20 protein-coding genes, 1 tRNA gene and 1 riboswitch are annotated in these 20147 nt (G+C 46.5%); of the genes, 4 read left to right on the forward strand and 17 right to left on the reverse strand.

Going from position 1 to position 20147, the window contains the following annotated elements:
• From pth to SD450_RS04825, 3 genes are all read right to left on the reverse strand, one after another.
• Entirely contained in the window at positions 1-630 is a 630-nt protein-coding gene (gene pth, locus SD450_RS04815) for an aminoacyl-tRNA hydrolase (RefSeq protein ID WP_318343500.1), read from the reverse strand.
• A 319-nt stretch (positions 631-949) separates the two neighbouring features.
• Positions 950-1594 (reverse strand): 50S ribosomal protein L25/general stress protein Ctc, encoded by a 645-nt coding sequence (locus tag SD450_RS04820; protein ID WP_318343501.1) that lies wholly within the window; start codon positions 1592-1594, stop codon positions 950-952.
• A gap of 78 nt (positions 1595-1672) precedes the next feature.
• The gene (locus tag SD450_RS04825) at positions 1673-2614 is read right to left on the reverse strand and encodes a ribose-phosphate pyrophosphokinase (RefSeq protein WP_318343502.1); all 942 of its coding nucleotides are present in this window, start codon (positions 2612-2614) and stop codon (positions 1673-1675) included.
• A 222-nt stretch (positions 2615-2836) separates the two neighbouring features.
• Here SD450_RS04825 and SD450_RS04830 point away from each other — a divergent pair, with 222 nt between their 5' ends.
• Positions 2837-3082: a GIY-YIG nuclease family protein gene (locus SD450_RS04830; protein ID WP_318343503.1), complete on the forward strand. Its 246-nt coding sequence runs from the start codon at positions 2837-2839 to the stop codon at positions 3080-3082.
• Positions 3083-3085: 3 nt separating this feature from the next.
• Positions 3086-3170, forward strand: a tRNA-Leu gene (locus SD450_RS04835).
• A 56-nt stretch (positions 3171-3226) separates the two neighbouring features.
• Here SD450_RS04835 and SD450_RS04840 read toward each other — a convergent pair.
• From SD450_RS04840 to metE, 6 genes are all read right to left on the reverse strand, one after another.
• Positions 3227-4207: a transporter family protein gene (locus SD450_RS04840; RefSeq protein WP_318343504.1), complete on the reverse strand. Its 981-nt coding sequence runs from the start codon at positions 4205-4207 to the stop codon at positions 3227-3229.
• A gap of 27 nt (positions 4208-4234) precedes the next feature.
• Positions 4235-5281 carry a cytochrome-c peroxidase gene (locus SD450_RS04845; protein WP_318343505.1) on the reverse strand — a complete coding sequence of 349 codons (1047 nt, stop codon included), beginning with the start codon at positions 5279-5281 and terminating at the stop codon, positions 4235-4237.
• Between the two features lie 59 nt (positions 5282-5340).
• Positions 5341-6141, reverse strand: a complete 801-nt coding sequence (locus SD450_RS04850; protein ID WP_318343506.1) for an MbnP family protein — start codon at positions 6139-6141, stop codon at positions 5341-5343.
• Between the two features lie 174 nt (positions 6142-6315).
• On the reverse strand, positions 6316-6684 hold the full coding sequence (locus tag SD450_RS04855) for a hypothetical protein (protein ID WP_318343507.1): 369 nt from the start codon (positions 6682-6684) through the stop codon (positions 6316-6318).
• 100 nt (positions 6685-6784) lie between these two features.
• Positions 6785-7279, reverse strand: coding sequence for a PAS domain-containing protein (locus tag SD450_RS04860; RefSeq protein WP_318343508.1), 495 nt, complete (start codon positions 7277-7279; stop codon positions 6785-6787).
• 52 nt (positions 7280-7331) lie between these two features.
• Positions 7332-9653, reverse strand: a complete 2322-nt coding sequence (gene metE, locus SD450_RS04865; RefSeq protein WP_318343509.1) for a 5-methyltetrahydropteroyltriglutamate--homocysteine S-methyltransferase — start codon at positions 9651-9653, stop codon at positions 7332-7334.
• Positions 9654-9815: 162 nt separating this feature from the next.
• A riboswitch (cobalamin riboswitch) is annotated at positions 9816-10013 on the reverse strand.
• Between the two features lie 275 nt (positions 10014-10288).
• Here metE and SD450_RS04870 point away from each other — a divergent pair.
• Positions 10289-11563, forward strand: a complete 1275-nt coding sequence (locus SD450_RS04870) for a ribonucleotide-diphosphate reductase subunit beta (RefSeq protein WP_318343510.1) — start codon at positions 10289-10291, stop codon at positions 11561-11563.
• A 2-nt stretch (positions 11564-11565) separates the two neighbouring features.
• On the forward strand, positions 11566-13359 hold the full coding sequence (locus SD450_RS04875) for a ribonucleoside-diphosphate reductase subunit alpha (protein ID WP_318343511.1): 1794 nt from the start codon (positions 11566-11568) through the stop codon (positions 13357-13359).
• 154 nt (positions 13360-13513) lie between these two features.
• Here SD450_RS04875 and SD450_RS04880 read toward each other — a convergent pair whose 3' ends face one another.
• From SD450_RS04880 to SD450_RS04915, 8 genes are all read right to left on the reverse strand, one after another.
• On the reverse strand, positions 13514-14926 hold the full coding sequence (locus SD450_RS04880) for an alkaline phosphatase (RefSeq protein ID WP_318343512.1): 1413 nt from the start codon (positions 14924-14926) through the stop codon (positions 13514-13516).
• A gap of 24 nt (positions 14927-14950) precedes the next feature.
• Positions 14951-15388, reverse strand: coding sequence for a hypothetical protein (locus SD450_RS04885; RefSeq protein WP_318343513.1), 438 nt, complete (start codon positions 15386-15388; stop codon positions 14951-14953).
• Positions 15378-16601, reverse strand: a complete 1224-nt coding sequence (locus SD450_RS04890) for an ABC transporter permease (protein ID WP_318343514.1) — start codon at positions 16599-16601, stop codon at positions 15378-15380. The genes SD450_RS04885 and SD450_RS04890 overlap by 11 nt, the downstream gene beginning before the upstream one ends.
• Positions 16598-17227: an ATP-binding cassette domain-containing protein gene (locus SD450_RS04895; protein ID WP_318343515.1), complete on the reverse strand. Its 630-nt coding sequence runs from the start codon at positions 17225-17227 to the stop codon at positions 16598-16600. The genes SD450_RS04890 and SD450_RS04895 overlap by 4 nt, the downstream gene beginning before the upstream one ends.
• Positions 17228-17305: 78 nt before the next feature.
• On the reverse strand, positions 17306-17701 hold the full coding sequence (locus SD450_RS04900; protein ID WP_318343516.1) for a MerC domain-containing protein: 396 nt from the start codon (positions 17699-17701) through the stop codon (positions 17306-17308).
• 245 nt (positions 17702-17946) lie between these two features.
• Complete coding sequence (locus SD450_RS04905; protein ID WP_318343517.1) at positions 17947-18426, reverse strand: DUF4625 domain-containing protein; 480 nt, start codon at positions 18424-18426, stop codon at positions 17947-17949.
• 64 nt (positions 18427-18490) lie between these two features.
• On the reverse strand, positions 18491-19324 hold the full coding sequence (locus SD450_RS04910) for a hypothetical protein (RefSeq protein WP_318343518.1): 834 nt from the start codon (positions 19322-19324) through the stop codon (positions 18491-18493).
• A gap of 39 nt (positions 19325-19363) precedes the next feature.
• On the reverse strand, positions 19364-20143 hold the full coding sequence (locus SD450_RS04915) for a DUF4625 domain-containing protein (protein WP_318343519.1): 780 nt from the start codon (positions 20141-20143) through the stop codon (positions 19364-19366).
• Positions 20144-20147: the final 4 nt, after the last annotated feature.

The raw sequence follows: 20147 nt of genomic DNA on the forward strand, positions 1-20147 counted from the left end.
CTACTTGCCGTTGAACTGGTTCATGGTGTTCTTCACACCGGCAAAAACGAAGGAACGGACAAGCTCGGTCGCTATTTTTAAACGCTCGGGCATGGCCTTCGTCTCTTCTTCGTTCCATTCGCCCAATACGTAATCTACCTGTTTTCCTTTGCCAAAATCTGCCCCTACACCAAACCTAAAACGGTTGTATTGGACCGTTTGCAATACATTTTGGATGTCCTTGAGCCCATTGTGGCCCCCATCACTTCCTTTGGTCTTCAGTCGGATGGTGCCAAAGGGGAGATTGATGTCGTCCGTGATGATAAGGACATTGTCGAGGGCAATGCCCTCTTTGTCCATCCAATATTTGACCGCCTTGCCACTTAGGTTCATATACGTTGATGGCTTCAGGCAGATGATGCTCTTTCCCTTATGTTTAAAAGTGGCCACTGCGCCCAGTTTGGCGTCCTCAAAAGTAAAATCTTCCTGTTCCGCCAAAAAATCCAGGACTTTGAACCCGATGTTGTGGCGTGTTTCGGCATACTTGGGGCCAATGTTCCCAAGGCCTACGACGAGAAATTTTTTCATGGGGTCTTTTTCTTGCAATAGCTGCTTTGGTGTGCCAAAAAGCTTGTTGATGAAATTGAACACTCGGTGAATGGAATTTTCTTAAAAATATCCGTTGTGCATTTTGACTGTAATTTGTCAGTTCGAGTGATTTTTCGGAAGAAAAATTGTATCGAGAACCAGAATTTCAAACCAAAAACCGATTAGCTACGCTGAATCTTCGATTTCTCGATACAAAATTCCTTCGGAATTTCACTCGACCCGAGGCAAAGCCGAACTGAGCGAAGCTAATTGACGGCTTTGGTATAAAAACCTTCAAAATGTACAACAGGTTAAAAATACAAAAGCATCCCAAATTTTACCGAAATAAAAACAGGGATGCTCTTGAAAAAGGTTATCTGGACTATTCCGTAGCCTCTGCCTCGGTAGTGGCTTCGCCACCTTCAGCAGCTTCGGCTCCCTCAGCTCCTTCTTCTTCATCTTCCGCCTCATCGGCAATGGAAGTTCTGGAAGCTTTCACCTGTACAATGGCGGTGCTGTCCGGGTGAAGAATGGTGTAATCGTCGCTCAACACGGTTTCCACGGCAATGGTTCCGCCTATCCTCAACTTGGAGATATCCACGGTGATAAAATCGGGAAGTAGCTCAGGTAGGGCCTTGATGGAAAGTTTTCGCTTTCTGAAAAGCAAGCGTCCACCGTTACGTACCCCTGGGGAGTTTCCTTCCAAACGAACAGGGATATCCATGGTAACTGGCTTGTCCTTGAACAATTGGTAGAAATCCACGTGAAGGATTTTGTCGGTCACTGGGTGGAACTGGATGTCCTGTAGTACGGCATCCAATTTTTGGCCATCTTCCAACTCAATCACAGCTGTGTGTGCGTTTGGAGTGTACACCAAATCTCTGAATTCCAGCTCTTCAGCTGAAAAGTGCAATGGTTTTTCCCCTCCGTACAGCACGCAAGGGACCTTACCAGCATTACGTAGGGACTTGGTAGCTACCTTGCCCACGCTTTCTCTTTGGGATCCTTTGATTGTAATTGACTTCATAATCTATATTAATATTTAATTTATGCTAAAATTTATCTTCGAAGTGCCCCGTTTTGTCAGCCAGAGCGTAGTCGAAGGCTACATTAAAAATTTTGACGATATCGAGGTGTTGTGGTGCACTCGGTGCATCACGTCCGCAAAAAGGTCGGCACAGCTCAATACCTTTATTTTATTTTGGTTGTGATCGATCGGAATGGAATCGGTGATGATTAGTTCCGTCAATTTTGATTTTTCTATTTTTTCATACGCGTTTCCGGAGAGCAAGCCATGCGTGGTCACGGCACGTACACTTTCGGCCCCTCTTTCCATCATCAGGTCGGCAGCCTTGGTCAGGGTGCCGGCGGTGTCCACCATATCGTCCACCAAGATCACATTTTTGCCCTGCACATCGCCGATCAGTTCCATATGGGAAATGACATTGGCCTTGGCCCGTTGCTTGTAACAGATGACCACATCGCACTCCAGCGCCTTGGAATAGGCATAGGCTCTTTTGGAGCCTCCCATGTCGGGCGATGCGATACAGAGGTCGTTCAAGTTCAGTCCTTTCAGATAGGGAAGGAACAGGGTGGAAGCGAACAGATGATCCACAGGTTTTTCAAAAAATCCTTGTATCTGATCAGCATGCAGGTCCATGGTGATGATGCGGGTGGCCCCTGCGGTCTCCAACATTTTGGCCACCAGTTTGGCGGCGATGGGAACACGGGGTTTGTCCTTTCTATCTTGTCTGGCCCACCCGAAATAGGGCATCACGGCCGTAATGTGCCTAGCGGAGGCCCTTTTGGCGGCATCCAGCATCAGCAGCATTTCCATCAAGTTTTCCGAGCTTGGGTTGGTAGAGCCTATAATGAAAATCCTGGCTCCGCGAATGGACTCCTCGAAGGAAGGCTGGAATTCCCCGTCACTATATCTGGAGAATTGGATCTTTCCCAAGTCCGCACCATAGGAAGCGGCTATTTTCTTGCCCAATTCAATGCTTTGGGTACAGGCAAAAATTTTGGGTTCGGGAACTTGATAGGCCATTACAAACTCTTGTTAGCTAGCTTTTTAAAGTACTTTTTTGCAAAGAGGTGCAAATTTAAAAATTAATTCGGGTTGCTAAAGGATAAATGGAAGTATTTTTTGGTTGTAAATAAAATTATTTTTTTAGCTTTGCAGTCGCATTTGAGAAAATGCCAACATGCCTTGGTGGCGGAATTGGTAGACCTGTCTGCCGACAGGCAGGCGCGCTGAAATATTGGAATAATGGTTGTTTATGCAATTTCAAGTATAGAACAAAACTATATGTATATTGGTATGACCGGAAATCTTGAAGAAAGATTGAAACGGCATAACAATGGAAGGGAGCGAACAACCAAACCATATAAACCCTCTAAACTATTGTATAGTGAAGTGTGCAACAATAGAATGGAAGCACGCATAAGGGAAAAATATTGGAAATCGGGAGTTGGTAAGGAACAACTCCGAAAGCTTAGAGATAAGTTTTCATAACATGCCTTGGTGGCGGAATTGGTAGACGCGCTGGATTCAAAATCCAGTGTCTTCGGACGTGTGGGTTCGATTCCCACCCAAGGTACCAAAAACCCCTGACAGTCAATTGACTGTCAGGGGTTTGTCATTTATGGATTTAATGTGTCATATATTGATGTTCACATAGACCGATAACCTGTTCTTCACTTCCACCTTGCCGTTATTGAGGTTTTGGGAAATGGGCAACATGGTCGAAATCCCTAGAGCATAGGTTCTGTAATTGACCTCGATGCCTCCTTTTCCAAAAAGGGCGTTTCCGCCCGTATCGTTCACAGCCAATCCAAATGCTTCATTTTCCTCAAAATGCTCCCCTCCAAGTCCAAGTTGTGGGGTGAGGGCAAAATCATTTCCGAAGTAATAGGTCTTGTAGGCGTTGAGCGCATAGTTCAGTTGGTTGCCAAACCGGTATTCCTTGTCATTTTCCATTTTGATGGTGTAATTGGCCATGAGGGAAAGTCCCCAGTTTCTATAGGTCATGCCATAATTGGCACCGACCAAGAAGTCCCAACTGCCCGTGCCTAACTGAAAACTTGGGTTTACACTACCTTCCAGATTTTCCTCGTCAAAGGTCCCCGTTGGTACTTTGACCCCACCTCCCAGCTGCAAGGTGTGTTCGGGTCTTATGGAAATGATGCTGTCGGGGGTCCGCTTCAGGATTTGATAGAACCCTAGGACAGTGGCATCGCCCAGCCCATTGATGTGCTGTTCGGAATCATCCGAAAATATTCGGGTATGGAATTGGTAGGGGAGCACGGCATTTACGATGAACCGTTTTCCCACGGGCAGCTGTGTCCACAATTGGACGGTGTTGAAGCTTTCATCTATCCAGGGTGAATTGGCAAAAATGCCATCCCCGGATCGATAGGTTTGGGCAATGTACCTCAGACCAACAAAATTGTTGTTGAGTCCAGTGCCAAAACCCATGCTGCCACCATTTCCACTACAACCGCAAGTGTCACAAAAATCATCATAGAGCATAAGTGTCGCCAAATTGGTCGTAGGGCAAGGTGTTTTGGGCATTGTGTTTCCTTGTAGCGCGGAAATGCCCAAGATCAAAGTAAATATTGGTGAAATATACGTTTTCATCTGTTGTTTTAATATTCATTTCGTGGATCAATATTCTGCAAAGCGTTCGTCTGCAATGAATTCATTGTCAGTAAGGGTTCCCAAAAAAGCAATCAGGGCCTGTTTCTCAGAGTTGTCCAACGGAATCCCCAACCCATCTTCTGTTTTGAGCAATGGATCTAAAGTGGGGGAGTCCTGCACTCCATTTTGGTAGAAGTTCAAGACGGATTCCAGGCTGCCGAACCTTCCATCGTGCATGTAAGGGGCCGTGAGGGCAACATTCCTCAGGCTGGGCACCTTGAACTTGTAGTTGTCACTGGCACTTCCGCTTACCTCTGCCCTCCCAAGATCGTTCAGGATGGGGTTGGGTGGCAGGCCATTGTTCCTGAAACTGCCATCGGAAAATAGATCGGTGGTGTGGCAACTGGCACATTTTTGCTGAAAGATGGACAATCCTTGAAGTTCCTGATCGGTCAAGGACACCCCATCCTCATGCCGTACATATTTGTCGTACTTGGAATTGTAGGAGACCATCATGACCATGAATTGGGCAAGGGCCTTCAGGAAGTTTTCATGGTTGACCCCGCCTTCCTCAAAAGCGGCATCGAACGCTTTTTTATACTCACTGTCCGCTTGTAGCTTTTGAAGGACCCCGGTCATGGTCTCGCCCATCTCCACTTCATTGGTAATGGGGATGATGGGGAACAGATCCAGATGGTTCGTGGCACCGTCCCAGGCAAATTCCGAAAAAAAGGCCATATTGGCAATGGAGGGCGTGTTCCGCTTCCCTTCTTTGTCGTCGATGCCATGGCTGAACTGATGGCCGTGGTGTGTGAAGGAAAATCGCTGCTCATGGCAAAAACCGCAGGAAATGAACCCGTTGGCGGATAACTTTCCATCGTAGAACAATTTTTTGCCCAATTCAAACCCAAATTGGGTGGGAGGATTTTCGTCCACATTATAGACCATCGGCGGAAAGTTGGAGGGAACAGTTACGGACAATGGCGCATCCTGTTCCACATTTATATATGTTCCATTGTCGTTGCTGCAAGCACCCAATGCCAACAACACGGACGCCCATAAAAGATATTTCATGTGTTTGCTGTTTTGGAGTTAAGGGCTGTCCGTTAAGACAGCCCATCACAAGTTTTCTTTTAATGGGATTCCCCGCTTCCGTTGTGCACATGGTCCACAGCGAACATTTTCGAGGTGTTTACCGCTATTTTTGGGGATTTTTCCTCGCTGACCATGATAACGGCTTGTTCGGTCAGGGATATTTTGTTCTCCCCATCAAGGATGTTGCCCGCATTCACTACAAGGTGTATGATGGGGTTCATATCGCTGCTCACCAATGCTTCGGTATCCAGGCTCAAAGAGGTTTCCTTATAATTGTCCAAGCTGGACCCATGGCTTCCCATGTGGATCATAAAGCTTGTGGCCTCGGTTACGGTCTCGGAGGTAAAGGTGCCCTCAAAATTGAGGAATTTGTACCCTGCCTGCCATGACCACATCATGTTGGTGTTCTCGGCTTCGGTCAGCAGGCTTCCCTGTCCCTCGGCACCTTGAAGGTATTTTTCTTGGTCCACGCCTATGCCAAAGGTAATTGATGTATATCTCCCTGCGGGAACATTGGTGAGGGTCACTTCTGTCTTGCCGGTTTCCTCGTTCACAATGAAGTAGCTCTCATCCTTGGGATAGGTGAAGACCGTGCCGTTTTCATCGGTCAGCCTAAAATTGCTGACAATATAAGTGAGTCGGTTGATGGTCAGGGTCTCGTTCTGGGAATTGGTGTAGCTTGATGTGTTCAGGAGAAGGTCATCCCCGGCCACACTGTTGTCAAATTCAATCTTTACCGTTCCGTTCCCGGTCAGTTCCGAAGCGTCGTCATCGTTGCTACAGGAGGATGCAAAAACCGAAAGAAATAGGGCAAATGATAGTTGATATAATGATTTCATGATTTTCAATACTTGAGTTTGGAGACCCATGCCGCTAATCCATAGGTCTCCGGTTAAAAAATGGGTAATGGGTTGCAGATATCCACAATCGGATGTGGCATCTGAAACTTTTGCGCACAGGGACATAGTTCCATGCTTGGATGCAAGAAGCTTATCTCAGTGAAATATGGAAAATCAACAATTGGGAGGGTGGAAAACGGAACCGATAAACTGTCGGGGTCCATTTGGAATTAGGACAGGCAATACATTTCTATTTGTTTCCTGCCCATTAAAATCGAACAATAGGATTTCCACAAAGCCTATGGGGTATTCCTTGAGGTCTATTGCGGGAAGGTTCTGTTTTTTTTCGTTCTGTTCCTCTTGGAGCATTTTGGCCAAGTAACACTTACCGTTACAATCCATCATAGGCTTGTCCTTGTTGATACAGAGGTATTCGGCGATGTAGTCTTGGTTCACCACATACTCAAATACGGGAAGCACAGGCTTTAGCATGGCCACCAAGTAGAGCAGGGTGAAAAATATAGGAAGACCGTGACTTTTCAAGTACCAAAAGGTTTGTTTTGCAAAGATAGACAAGAAAGAAGAATGAATGGTGCGCAAAAGAAATTTACGACATAATTCCCCTTTTTCTCAAATGACCAAATCAGGCCGCAAGCAACTCCTTTTCCAGGGCCAAAAAATTCACCAACTTCCTTTTGGAATCATATATGGGGACTATTTTGATCTGGCATAGATAGGGTTCCCCATTTTTTCGATAATTCAAAACGGAACCTGTAAAGGTATGATCGGTACTTAACTGCTCCCGGATATTTTGTTTTGTATCTTCCGAAGTTTGGGGCCCCTGAAGAAAATGAGGACTTTTCCCTATGGCAAAACTTTTGGAATACCCGGTCATTTCCTGAAAACCATCGCTCACCCAAACAATGTTCTTGTGAGGGTCGGTGATGACCAGTGCATCATAGGTTTCGAGCTGTATCAAATTTTCCACGTCTCTTTCAACAACCCCATTCTTTAGGATAGATCTCAGTTGTGATAGATCTGTATCTTTCCTGAATTGTTTGATCAGTTTGTGATAGTGCTCTGCGTAAAAATCGAAGCACAGTAATGGGGAGATGAATTTTTTTCCTTCTACTTTCATAGGTGTATGACCATTTAATTTGGGGCCGATGTTTGCATCGGCCCCGATAATGTTAATGTGATGGATGTGCTACCATATCCCTCATTTGCTGGGCCGCAGAAACCATAATTTTCAAGGCTTCCTTGGTTTCTTCCCATCCCCGGGTCTTCAACCCACAATCCGGGTTTACCCAAAGCTTGGAGGCGGGCAGCACCTTTTCCGCTTTTTGCAAAAGCCCCAAAATCTCCTTGGAGGACGGCACCCTGGGCGAATGGATGTCGTAAACTCCCGGTCCAATATCGTTGGGATAATCGAATTCTGAAAAAGCATCCAAGAGCTCCATCTGTGAACGTGAGCACTCGATGGTGATCACATCGGCATCCATGTCCGCAATGTCCTTGATGATATCGTTGAACTCGGAATAGCACATGTGCGTATGGATCTGTGTGGAATCTTCCACGCCGTTTGTGGACAGTTTGAATGCTCCAATGGCCCAGTCCAGATAGGTTTTCCAATCTTTTTTGCGCAAGGGGAGTCCTTCGCGTATGGCAGGTTCGTCCACTTGTATGATTTTTATGCCTGCTCTTTCAAGGTCCACCACTTCGTCACGAATGGCGAGGGCAATCTGGTTGCAGGTTGTGGAACGGGCTTGGTCGTCCCGTACATACGACCATTGCAGAATGGTGACCGGTCCTGTGAGCATGCCTTTTACGGGTTTTTCCGTCAACGATTGTGCAAAGGCGGTCCAGAACACCGTCATGGGCTTGGGTCTTGATACATCCCCGAAAATGACGGGAGGTTTCACGCAACGGGAGCCATAACTCTGTACCCACCCATTTTGGGTAAAGACAAAGCCTTCCAGTTGTTCACCGAAATATTCCACCATGTCGTTGCGCTCAAATTCGCCATGAACGGGCACATCAAGACCAATCTCTTCTTGAAAGTGTATCGCCTTTTCGGTCTCCTTTTTTAGAAAATCGATGTATTTCTGTTCGTTGAGATCCCCTTTCTTGAACAGCGATCGGGCCTGCCTCACCTCAGGGGTCTGGGGGAAGGAGCCAATGGTCGTTGTGGGGAAGAGCGGGAGTTTTAAATGCGTTGCCTGAAGCACTTTTCTCTTTTCAAAAGGAGATGTCCTTTGGAAATCACTCTCGCTGAGGTGTTCCACTCGGTGCTTTACCTCGGGTTTATGGATCAATGCAGCATTTTTCCTTTTTTCCATAGAGGCCAAATTGTCCTTAAAGAGTGGGTGGGAGAAGTGTTCCGGGTTTCCTGAAAGGGTTTGGAGGCTTTGGAGCTCCTCCAGTTTCTGTTTGGCAAAGGCCATCCAGTCCTTCACTTCCTTTGGAAGTGTCTTTTCATTGGTTTCCAGATCCAGATCATTGGGCACGTGCAAGAGCGAACAGGACGGGGAGATGATCACTCGGTCTTCGCCCAATTGTTTTTTTGCCCTGCGGATGTATTCCAATGATGCGGCAAAATCATTTTTCCACACATTGCGACCGTCCACCACGCCCAATGATAGGGATGTTTTTTCTCCAAGCTTTCCAGATTCCAAAACTTCGTTCAATTGATCGGGGCTTCGTTTCAGGTCCAGGTGCAGGGCGCAGACAGGTAAGGACAGCACCGTGTCAAGATTGTCCCCAAAACCTTCAAAATAGCTGGCCAACAGAATTTTTAATGAAGGGAACTTCTCGGCTATTCCCTGATATACTTTGGAAATGGCCTCTTGTTCCTCGGCCGTCAGATCTGTGGCTAGAACAGGTTCGTCCATTTGGATCCAAGTGGCCCCAGCTTTCTCCAATTTTTCAAAAAGGATATGGTAAACAGGAAGCAGTTTGGGCAAGAGGTCGAGCCTATGGAAACCCTCTTCCTTTTCCTTGCCCAACAGCAGATAGGTGACAGGGCCCAAGAGCACAGGTTTCGTATGGATGCCCAGAGCCTTTGCTTCATTGAATTCATCGATGATCTTTGTGGAAAGTATTTCGAATTGTTGGTCCTTTTCAAATTCTGGGACAATGTAATGGTAGTTGGTGTCGAACCATTTGGTCATTTCCATGGCGATGACATCCACCCCCTCTTTTTGTAGCCCCCTTGCCATGGCAAAATAGAGGTCCACTGGATTTTTATGGGATTCTTGTGCGTTTTTGTACCGTTCTGGAATGGCACCCACCATCAGCGTGGTGTCCAGAACTTGGTCGTAAAATGAAAAATCGTTGGAGGGGATCAGGTCGATGTCCTTTTCCTGTTGGAGTTTCCAGTTTTCCGTTCGGATGCTCTTTCCGGTCTCGAGTAGGTCCTCCAAGGAGATCTTTCCGGCCCAATACTTTTCGCAAGCCCTTTTCAGCTCACGGTGGGCCCCGATCCTCGGATAGCCCAAATTGCTTGTTTTCATTGCTAAAGCTTTTATAAAATTGAACAATTAGATAAAAGCTCCTTAGCTCAACTTCGCAATGCCTTAAAACAAGAAGAACGCAGAAGGAATTTGCCGAGGGGTTCCCGGTAAGGTTCAAACGTCCGACCTGCCCTGTACGCGAAGGCACCGTCAAAATCCTACAACGTAGGAACGATATGGGCAGGTATCCTGGCTTGTCCGATTTTTGCCGCCTTCTCATCCTTTTGGACAATGGCTCTTATGGCAAAAACATGCTATCCCAAATGGGATCGGACTTACAGTTGCGCGTCAGCTCGTGATTTACACACGATTCCCTTTTAATCCCGACCTGTGTCGGAAACCCTTATCGTTTTGATAAAGAAATTAAGTAAAGAACTTATGGCTGTAAAAGTAGGCAATATTCCTTTCAATTGCATTTGCTGTGTTTTTTGTGGAAAAAATCCTATGGTCGGATGACACTTGTCAGCTTTTCCGAAAAGCCCAGTTTTTAGGTTTGTAACAGTGATTTTTTGGCCCCAAAAATGGGAATGTTGATAAAAGTGTTGAGAACCTGATGGGGTCAATGTAAAATCCAAGTAAAGAAAATATGAATTTTACAATCGAGCTATTTCGTGCAACTCCAAAAAGTTTTCCAAATGCATATTTCTCATATCACTAAAAGAGATTTTAGTACCCAAACATTTGATTTACACAAAATTACAAATGCCATTCTGAAAGCCATGACCGCCGTGGACCATGGGCAGATCAGTGATGCGCAGACCATTGCCGACAACGTACAACGTACTTTGTTGGAACGAAAGAGCAGGGACGAACAGTATGTGCCGACCGTGGAAGAGGTACAGGATGTGGTGGAGAACGAACTCATGAACAGTGAGTTCCATGACGTGGCCAAAGCATACATTATTTATAGGAACAAAAGGGCCCAAATGCGCCAAACGGACATTTTCGAAAAGCGCATCAACCTGAAGCCCTACGAGTATCCCCAATTGTACGAATATGTGCCAGCGATCAGGCACTCGTACTGGATCCATACCGAGTTCAACTTTACCAGCGACATCCAGGATTTCAAATCTGGCCTGAACGAAGTTGAAAAAAGTGCCATCAAGAACACCATGTTGGCCATTTCCCAGATAGAAGTGGCGGTAAAGACCTTTTGGGGGGATATTTACCACCGCATGCCCAAGCCAGAGATAGGATCCGTTGGGGCCACCTTTGCCGAGAGCGAGGTGAGGCACCATGATGCCTATTCCCATTTGTTGGAGATATTGGGTCTGAACAACGAGTTTGAGAACCTCAAGAAAAAACCTGTTATCATGAAACGGGTGCAGTATTTGGAGACCGCCCTTAAAAATGCCAAGAGCGAGAACAACAGGGAATATGCGGAGTCCATTTTGCTTTTCTCCCTGTTCATTGAGCACGTTTCCCTCTTCTCCCAGTTCTTGATCATCATGGCGTTCAACAAGCATAAGAACATGCTCAAGGGAATTTCCAATGTGGTCGAGGCCACTTCAAAAGAAGAGCAGATCCATGGGGATTTCGGGATCGATGTGATCAATATCATCAAAAAGGAACGCCCAGAGTGGTTCGATCAGGAGTACAAGACCATGATCCAGGAACTATGCGAAGAGGCTTTCCAATCGGAGAGCAAGATCGTGGATTGGATCTTTGAGGAAGGGGAACTCGACTTTTTGCCGAAGGCCGTGGTGAACGAGTTCATCAAGAATCGATTCAACAATTCCTTGGAAAGCATAGGCATTGCCAAAATATTCGATGTCGATCAAAAACTATTGGCACAGACCGAATGGTTCGATGACGAGATCATAGGAACAAAACACGGAGACTTTTTTGTAAAAAGATCCATCAACTATAGCAAGAGAACACAAAGTATAACCAGCGACGACCTTTTTTAATTATGGAGAACAAGACCCCATCCCCACAGATCACGGAGCAGATCAAAGACAACAAGACCCAAGAACTTGTAAATGCCAGAAAGGATGCCTTGGCCAAACTCAAGACCAAAGAGGAGGACAAAGGCTTTGAATGGCTGAATGAATACAGCCGCAGTTTTTTGGGGTCGGGCTACCTCACTGAAGGGGCAACCCCAGAGGGTCGTATCCGTGAGATTGCGGAGAGGGCCGAACATATTTTACAGATACCCGGCTATGCGGACAAGTTCTACCATTACATGTCCGAAGGATTTTTCTCCTTGGCATCGCCCGTTTGGTCCAATTTTGGAAAAAGAAGGGGATTGCCCATCAGCTGTTTTGGGTCACACATCGATGACGATATGGGGAACATCCTCTACACCCAATCCGAAGTGGGCATGATGTCCAAATTGGGTGGGGGAACGTCCGGCTATTTTGGAAAGATCAGGCACAGGGGCGCCCCTGTGAAGAACAACGGACAGGCTTCCGGAGCGGTCCATATCATGCAATTGTTCGAGTCCATGGTGGATGTGGTGAGCCAAGGTTCCGTGCGTCGCGGCCGCTTTTCGCCCTACCTGCCCATAGACCACAAGGACATCATGGAATTCTTGGAAATAGGGACCGAAGGAAACCCGATCCAACAATTGACCCATGGGGTCACCGTGACCAACCAATGGATGGAGGAAATGATAGCCGGTGATGAAGACAAGCGGGTCGTTTGGGCAAAAGTGCTCCAGAGAAGGGGAGAAATGGGGTATCCCTACGTATTCTTCTCCGACAATGCCAACGATGGCGCCGTGGATGTGTACAGGGACAAAGACCATCGTATCTATGCCAGTAACCTTTGCACGGAGATCATGTTGCCCTCCAACGACAATTGGTCCTTTGTCTGCGTGCTTTCCAGTATCAATTTGTTGCATTACGACAAATGGAAAAATACCGATGCCGTGGAGACCATGGTCTATTTCTTGGATGCGGTGATCACCGAATTCATCGAAAAATTGGAAGCCTACAGGGATTCTTCCGATCGTGATGACAGGCAGACCTTCCTCTTTATGGAAAGGGCCTATAACTTTGCCAAGGAAAACCGTGCCTTGGGCCTAGGTGCCTTGGGCTGGCACTCCCTCTTGCAGTCAAAGCGCCTTGCTTTTGATAGCCAGGAGGCATACAACCTGAACAATGAAATATTCAAGGCCATCAAGGAGCGTTCCTACAAGGCATCCGAAGAATTGGCCGAACGTTTTGGCGAACCTGAAGTATTGAAAGGCTATGGCAGAAGGAACACGACCTTGAACGCCATTGCGCCCACCACTTCCTCAGCGTTTATCTTGGGCCAAGTGTCCCAGGGAATAGAGCCTATTTGGAGCAATTGTTACGTGAAGGACATTGCAAAGATCAAGGTGACCATCAAGAATCCTTATCTGATGGACCTATTGGAGGAGAAAGGACAAAACAACGCTGAGGTCTGGAAGAGCATTCGCGATATGGATGGATCTGTGCAGCACTTGGAGTTTTTGACCGAAGAGGAGAAGGCAGTGTTCAAGACCTATTCCGAGTTGGACCAGTTGGACATCGTGTACCAAGCGGCCAACAGACAGAACCATATTGACCAAGGGCAATCGGTAAACATCATCGTGCACCCCGACATGCCCACGAAGGACATCAACAAAATCCACGTAACGGCATGGAAACTGGGACTGAAGTCTTTGTACTATCAGCACAGTATGAATGCCGCACAGAAGTTCAAGCAAAAGAAAGAGTGCACCAGTTGCGAGGCATAAACACCACCTTTTTAAGACATGGAATAAAGAACGATGCGGAAACGCATCGTTTTTTTGTTTCAAAACTGTTTTAAGAATGTGATTTTGCTGATAAACTATCGTGAACTTTGTACCGGGTCAAAAATATCCGTTCGATTTTATTTTGAAATCGTCTTTAAAAAGTATTCTCTACCTCTGCGGCTTCGAGCATGAGATAGTGCAGTTCGGTATTTTTCACAAAAGGTTTCAACAATTGGCTTCCAGGGCCGTACATGGCCAGCTCCACATAATCGGCCGAATGCTGCATGCTGATCCAACCCACCGAGTTGTGCTGTTTTTGGATTTCCGCCAAAGCACCAAAGGGCAAATGCTTTGGATTGTACAGGCCATCCTCGGCATTGAGGGAATCGTAATAACCTAAAAGTGTATTGGCTTCCCCGTCCGTCAAGGCAAATCCGTTGGCATATTCCACACGTTCCTTTATGCTGCTTACCGATGTTTCCTTGCCAATGCCGTTCAAAATCCACTCGTTGGTGTGTTTGTAGTTTTGGATGGAATCAAAATGGTCATTGGCATATTTCCCATAAATGACACCTGGATTGGCATTTCCATGATCTGTAGTGATGATCACCAAGGTCTCCCCGTCCTTTTCCGCAAAATCCATGGCCACTTGAACGGCTTCATCAAAAGCGACCTGATCATAGATCAACCCTGCAATATCATTGGCATGGGCGGCCCAATCCACTTTGCCGCCTTCTACTTGGAGCACAAATCCTTTGGCACTGTCCTTTAGGTTTTCAATGGCCTTTTGGGTCATTTCGGCCAAACTGGGCGTATTTTCCTGTAGTTCTTTATTGTTTTCCCGATCCTTGGCGTAAGGAAGCCCATTGTCCCCAAAAACCCCTAATACGGATTTTCCCTTCGGGGCAGCTGTCATTTCATTTCTGGTCCGGGCCACGTAATATCCTTTGTTCTCGAAGGCGACGTACATATCTTTTCCATCTTTGCGCTTATCCGACGAGAAATATTCGTTGCCCCCGCCCATCATCACATCAAAACCAAGATCCAAGTATTTTTCGGCGATGGCCTCTTGGTCGTTCCTGGATTTTTGGTTGACGCAAAAGCCGGCAGGGGTTGCATGGGTAATGGGGACCGTGGTCACACATCCCGCCTTTTTCCCGACGGCTTTGAACTTTTGCCAAATGGGAAGATGAGGTTCGCCATTGACACCCATGTTGATGCCGCCGTTCTTGATTCTTGCACCACCGCCCCATGAGGAACTGGCGGCTGCGGAATCGGTGACGATGGAACTGGCCGATGCCATGTCCATAAGGGCACGCGAAACCTTATTTTCCCGATACAGGTCCAACCAGTTGCTTCCCTTTCCTGTTTTACGGTTGAGATAGAGGTCGGCCATGTTCAAGGTACCTGTGCTCATGCCGTCGCTGACCAGCATAATGATGTTCTTGGCCTTTTTTCGCTTCCATTCGTTCCCAAATTCTGAAGCCCGAACGGATTCGAAAGGAGTAAAAAGGGATGCTCCCAAGGCCGAAAGCGTTCCGTTCCTGAAAAATTTTCTTCTGTTCATTTTTATAATGTGTTATTGATTTTTTTATTTCATTTTTTGGGCAACACAATCGGTAAGGATGTAATTGAAGTGTTGTACATCATCTGCATTGAGCTTGAGGATGCCGGTGACGTAGAGAATATCATCGGTTTTGAAGCCTGGTTTCGATTTAAATTGAAGCTCTATGGCCGTTTCTGGTCCTCCCATACCACAAAAAAAACAGGAGGCCATGGGGTTTTTGGAAAGGATGAACAGTTTGCCACTCGGGTCTATATCCAAGAAAAAGCCTGTAATGGCCACTTTTTTGCTTTCAAGTGACTTCATATGCTCACTGAATTCTGGGTAGAGGAAATTTTCACCGTAGGAAGGGAAGTACTTTTCCGTATAGTTGATACGGGCCAAGTCCCACCATGTTATTTCTGTTTGTGAGAAACAGGTCGCGGAGGATAGCAAGAACAAGGCGACCAGGATTTTATTTTTCATGGCTCAATATTTTGGAGATGTTCATTTTAATGAGGGGGTAAATGGCAAGCGCAATGGACAACAGGACCATCGACAAAACCAGGATCCCTGTTTGCAATACTTCTTGAAGTTTGAGTTGGAGGGGCATGGTTTGCTTGTATTGGTCCATTATCATTTCAAAAATGAAAAAGACGCCGATCTGTGATAATAGGATACCAATCAGAAAAGCAGTCCCGGCCATCAAAACACCTTCATATAGGACCATGTTGACCAATTGGAACCTATTGGCCCCATAGCTTCGCATCAGTGCCAGATCAAAGGCCCGATCGCGTACCATTCTGTACAGGCCTATGAATATGGTGATGCCGGAAATGACCAAAATGGCATAAGCTATCCAAGTGATCGTTTTTACCCCAACACCTGTAAATTGGTACAGGCGTTCCAGTTCAAATTTGGGTAGGGCCGCCTGCATATTGGTATTCTCGTTGATACTGCGGGGAACGGTCAGCAGTGCGATGGGGTTCCTGAAGGAGACCAGCAATGAAGTGATTTCCCGTTCATTTTCTTCCTCACCATGGTGTTCTCCTTCCCCATGATGTTCTGCTGGATGCCCCTCTTCATGGAGATGGACTTCCCAAATGGTCTCCAATCCGGTAATGATCAAACGGTCCAAAACTTTATGGGTCGTGGCGTATATGCCCACTACGGTAAGAGGTTCCTCATGGGCATGTCCGCCCTTTTCGACCAGTCCGTGGGAACTTTGGAAGGAGTCGCCGATATGAAGTCCCAATTTTTTGGCCACGGAGGCCCCAAGCACCACTTCCATGGGTTTTTCCACTGAGCGGCCTTGAGTTATTCTTGCGTTATAGAGCGTGGCAAAGTCGTCAGTGGTACCCACGATCCGATACCCCTTGTAGTTGTCCCCGTAGGAGATGGGCACCGCTTTCTGGATCATGGGGTTTTTCGTCAATCCCTTCGCTTCTTCAAAGGGAATGTTTCCCGTTGGGTTATCTATATGGAGTACGGAAGCTAGCACCAATTGGAGAGGGCTTCCCTTGGCTCCCATGACCATATCGATTTCTCCCAAATTGTTGTCCAGTTGGTCCCTGAAGGATGTATCCAATTGTTGGATCCCTACAAGAAGGGCGATGCTTACCGATAGTGTTAGGATGCCCAGTAAAGTGAATAGGGGCTTGAACCTAAAGTTTTTGATGCTGATCTTCCAAATGTTCATAGCTCCAAGGTGTTGTTGAACAAGGGTTTTATCCGCTGATCGTGTGTAATGACAATCAAGTTGGCCCCATTGGCCTTGGCCTGCCCGATCAAGAGTTCCATCACCTTTTTGCAATTGTCATCGTCGAGGCTGGAAGTGGGCTCATCGGCCAATATGACCTTTGGAAGGTGCACCATGGCCATGGCGATGCCCAAGCGTTGCAATTGTCCTTCGCTCAACTCCCTGATCTTTTTGTTTTTGCAATCCGAGATGTCAAGTTGTTCCAGCAGATGTGTGATTACGGTCTGGGAGATGGATTTTTTGGCGAAGAAAAGTCTGGCCTTCAGGTTTTCGATGACATTGAGCGACTGGACGGCGTGGTTGTTTTGAAAAACAAGCCCAATGTTTCTTCCCCTGAACCGATCCATCTGTCTGTTGGAAAGTGTACGGACCGGAATTCCGTCAATTTCAATACTGCCTTCCGTAGGGGAGAGCAGTCCTGCCAACAGATGTAACAAAGTTGTCTTGCCAATTCCCGATTTTCCCAAGATCAGCAGATGTTGGGATGCTTCTAAGGAAATATCAGGAAAACTGAACTGCCTTCCGGCAGGGGCGTATCCAAATTTTAAGCCACTCGTTCTTATCATATCTTACTGACTTTTAGAGTTTTCCATAAATTTTAAAAAGAAAACAATGGATGGCTGGTCATAAGGTTTTTACTTTGTTCAGGGTTGACAATTTGTATGGTTACCCGTTGAACGCAACAATTTCCAGTTCGCGTAATGGGCCACCGATACCATGATGGCTCCCATAACAGTATGTGCTGTTTCCCAGAGCTCGTTCAGGTCCAACCTGCCCAATGCGATCAGCCCAAAACCAATAGCGGCAATAACCAAAGGTCTGGACTTGTGGTGCACCTTTTTGTAGCTTGGCCAAAGGGAAATGATGACAAATACGATAGCTGCCACAATAAAGGACCACTCAATGAGGGGATTGTGTAAGAAATGCAGGCCCGACAATGATGAGAATGACAATACGATGGGTATTGCCGCACAGTGGATGGCGCAGATCAGGGAACTGGAAAGGGCGATGATGTCGTAAGTTGGATTTTTTATTTTCATTTTTTTCGTTTGAACTGATTCGTACTAAAATTTTTGGTTTTTGGGATAATGTCAACCGGCCAGTATTCCTTTTTGCCGCCTCCCTTTTGAAAAGATTGGGGCCAGGTTGTTAAAAGCGCCTTTTTGGAGGTCAGCTTTTTTCTTGGATCCCAAAGGGAAGATGGTCCACCGCCGTGAGGTCCCCGAATTTTTTGGTCAGTTGATTTGTAGATATCATGTTTTGAAAATTTTAAAGTTAAAAGCGGTCAATCCGCAATTTTAATATCCACCGAAGTCCTGCTCTGCCATCCGGTCTGGTCGGTCACGGAGAAGGCACAGTGGTAATCCCCTGGATCTACATCATCAGGGATGACAATGGAAAGGTTGATTTCATAAGAAGTCACTCCACCTTCAATGGCATGGTTTTCCATGAACATCATGGGGTTGATGGCTGTCTTGACAGCTTCCAGGTCACACTGGGCCCCCTGGTCATCGTGGGTATGGTGGTCAAAGTTGTGGTGGATGTTCACGCTATAGGCGGCCAGTGCCACATTGTCCGTGACTTGTGCCCGAAAGGAATAGGTCTGCCCCCTTTCCAAGGTTTCACAGGCCTGTGGGAATCCTTCGGCATAGTTTACGCTGATGACGGGTTTGTCCTCATCAATATCCCCGTTATCACTGCTTGAGCATGCGAACAGCAACATGAAGGACAAAAAAGTAAGGAACCGTTTTGAAAATGTTTTCATATTGAAATTTTAATGGGCCGCACAGCTTTTAAAGCCGTGCGGCGTATTAAGCTATTGTTTGCAATCACTCATCCATAACCACACTGAAGGGAACGGACAGCTTCACAGCCTCTTCCGAGCCCGAATCCTCAACATAAATGTTCAACCAGTAATTCCCTACTGGAAATTCTGGGTCGATGGACATGTGGTAATGAATGTGGGGGGTGTTGGAGTTTTCATAGAGATCTGCAGGAAGCGTGTGTCTGATGTTGTCCCAACTGCCTACGGGAACGTTCTGGCCTTCCCTCCATTCCTCGAACCATAGTTCAAACATGATTTCATTGACCGTGTTGTCACCACCTTGGTATTCAAACTCTACATGGAGTTCATCGCTGCCATAATGGACGTGTCCATCATGCCCGACCTCTACCTCAAAAAATCTTTTGACCACTTCAAACTCTTTGGAAAGCCTACTCTCCGAACCATCTTCCTCTATCATGGTTATGGTTAGTTTGTATACTCCTTCCGCTGGTCTGGTAGCAGGAAAAAACTCATTGTTTTGATCAAAAAGTATATGATAGTGCACATGTGGGTTGATTTGGCCCTCATAATAACTTTTAGGGACCAAATAATTGGAAATCAGCCAATCCACTTCATCTCCTACCGGATTTTTGATATTTACGGATTCAATTTCGAAGTAAACTTCGGTTACCTTTTGTTCTCCTGTGTAATCAAATTGAATGTGAAGGTCAGGGTTGGCCTGTGGTACTTTAAAGGCGGCATTTCCAATCTCAAGGTTCTCAAATCTTTCTGGGTTGATATCCCCTTGCGGGTCCAGAACATCGTCATCACTGCTACACGATGTCAAAAAGATAAGCGGGATCATGGCCAATAAAAAAAGTCTTACGGTCTGCTTCATTGTAAATGGTTTAAGGTTGTATTGCATAATTCATTCAGGCTACGAAGCGGTCACATCGATATGGGTTTCGTATTCCACAGTGTTCCCATCCTCATCTTCAACAGTGAAAAGGATATGGTATTCACCAGCAGGGGCCGTTTCAGGCACATCGATGTGCTCGTGGAACTCCGCTTCGGTCAGTTCATGGTATCCTTCGGAATAGATGTTCTCAAAATCCCATTCCACTTCACCTTCGCCTACCGTGAGATCATGCCCGTGTATATCTACAGTGATCTGATGGATTCCGTTTACGGCAGAAATGATGAACTCGGTGTGGAAATCAGAGCCTCGAACAACGGTCTCGCTAATGGCAATCTCACTCAGTGTGATCGGGTCCAAAATTTGTAGGTGCCCTTCCGCCTCCGTGCTGTTGCCCAACTCATCCGTTACGGTCAATGTAACATGGTATTCACCCGCCGGAATGTTGGAAGGAATATCGATATGCTCATGAAAGGTGGGGTTGATGACCAAGTAACTGGCATCGGTAAAGGTCTGTTCAAAATCCCATTCCACTTCCCCTTCGCCCACTTCGAGGTCATGCGCATGGATGTCAACAGAAATGCTGCTTACCGTTCCTTCTGCGGTGATTTCTGCTTCCAGATGGATGTCCGATCCCTTGTAGGCCACTTGGTCTTCGGAGTGACTGCTGCCCTCTCCATATTCAAAGTTGGAAATGACCGGTGCGGCTACTGGGGGTGTGCCCTCGTCATCACTGCTACAAGAGTGCAACAGGATTCCCAAAAAGGCGACAATTGCTAAAGGTTTAAGATTTGTTTTCATTCTT

It is taken from the genome of Flagellimonas baculiformis, assembly GCF_033441575.1.
Taxonomy (GTDB): domain Bacteria; phylum Bacteroidota; class Bacteroidia; order Flavobacteriales; family Flavobacteriaceae; genus Flagellimonas; species Flagellimonas baculiformis.